Annotated in this window: 2 protein-coding genes; both read left to right on the forward strand. The window is 31.3% G+C overall.

What is annotated here, in order from left to right:
• A partial coding sequence (locus FTV43_RS15345) for an ATP-binding protein (protein WP_257224132.1) occupies positions 1–1,114 on the forward strand: 1,114 nt, incomplete at its 5' end.
• A complete protein-coding gene (locus tag FTV43_RS15350; RefSeq protein WP_121973991.1) occupies positions 1,107–1,457 on the forward strand; it encodes an STAS-like domain-containing protein in 351 nt (116 codons plus the stop codon). The genes FTV43_RS15345 and FTV43_RS15350, both read left to right, overlap by 8 nt.
• Positions 1,458–1,673: the final 216 nt, after the last annotated feature.

Here is a 1,673-nt window from a genome sequence, read left to right on the forward strand (position 1 = left end):
ATTTTTGCCTGAGATTTCGCATAAGAGATCTTGTGTTAAATCCTTTTATATATTTCTTTTATTAGTTCGTTTGTATAATATCATATCTGCTCGATTACCGTCTAAAAAACAAGGATTTTTTGTGAAAAAGCCTAATCAAAAAGCTATTCTTCGTCAGAAAAAATCAGATTTAAAAATAAGAAAGGAAGGTAAAAAAAGATCACATACTTATATCGGCTTAATAAAATTTTCATCTGTAATCTCATTAGCTAAAATGGGTCATAGAGAAAAATTTCTAGAAACTATAAGAAAAATAAAGCTGAGAGATAGAGCTAATAAGAGTTTATATCTTAATTTTAAGGATGTAGAACTATTGTTGCCAGAAGGCGTTATTTACCTTTTACATCAATTGGATAAGTTAAAAAATAAAAAAGAATTACTAGGACGAACCTCTGATAAGGATGTAGTAAAAGCTATGTTCTCTAGATTAGGCATTCATAGTCTTATTAAACAGCCTCCTTATGTTGGTAAAACTATTAATATTGTTGATAGATGGGAGTGTTTATCGGGAGATAGCGCTGATTTAGGCGAGGAATACGAAAAGATTGAAGAGCAAATAGCTATGATCTTACCAGATAGAAGAGCTAGATTTGTTTTACAAAATGCTATTGCTGAAGCAATCAGTAATGTGATCAATCATGCCTATGATGAAAATGCTCAATATAAGAAATGGTTTTTATTCTTTTGCATAGATAAAGAGAAAAATACATGTCTGATCGTGGTATCAGATGTAGGAAAAACTATTCCGGTAACTATTCCAGTTAAGCTAAGAGATCGTTTATCTATTAATCCAATTGAACTCTTTACTGGTAAAAATGACTCTCAATTGATTGAAATAGCAACAAAATGGAGAAGATCTGCAACAGAAGAGTACCATCGAGGAAAAGGCTTTAATGATATCATGCAGGTTGAATCTGATGTAGATGGTGCAAATGTGATAGTTCTAAGTAGAAAAGGGGCTTGGTCATCTGTCGCTGGTTTAAAAGACTACAAAGATGCTATTGAAGGTACAACTGTAGGATGGGAAATTCCTTTGAATAATGTGAAATTAGTCGCGAGTAAAACTTATGCTTGAAATCAAATATGATGTGGCTAAAGAATATTATCCAAGACCTATGGGTAGAGCTAGAAAAGATGGTCTACATAGTGGTGAACGATTTAGAGAAGAAGTTCTACTACCTTTTTTCCAATCTTTAAAAACGAATCCAAACCAAATTCTTGTTTTAGATTTTAATGGTATATCTACAGCTGGATCTTCTTATCTAGAAGAATCTTTTGGTGGTCTAATTCGTAAAAATGGTTATCGTAAATCTGATTTAAATAGACATCTAAAGATAGTGGTAGATGATGACTTAAAAGAACTTATTACTGATAGAATAGAAAAGTATATTAATGACGCTGAAAGTAAAGTGAAATAAATCATATGGATAAGGAACTATATGTTGTTTGGACGTCACTTCTGCTTTTGTGGTTTTTTTCCATTTGTAGCGTATTAATAAAACCTGATCTTATTCCTTATAATTGGCTAGCTCCTATATTTAAAGCTATTACAGTTGCTATCCCTGTATATGTGTTTTTATTCAGAATAAAAAACTCTTTATTAATGAAATCAATCAAGTCTGCTAATGATCTGT

The organism is Acinetobacter sp. YH16053 (assembly GCF_013417035.1).
In the GTDB taxonomy this organism is placed as follows: Bacteria; Pseudomonadota; Gammaproteobacteria; order Pseudomonadales; family Moraxellaceae; genus Acinetobacter; species Acinetobacter towneri.

Coding starts and splice junctions, on each gene's coding strand:
- FTV43_RS15350 (WP_121973991.1), top strand. CDS start 1,107: ATGCTTGAAATCAAATATGATGTGGCTAAAGAATATTATCCAAGACCT.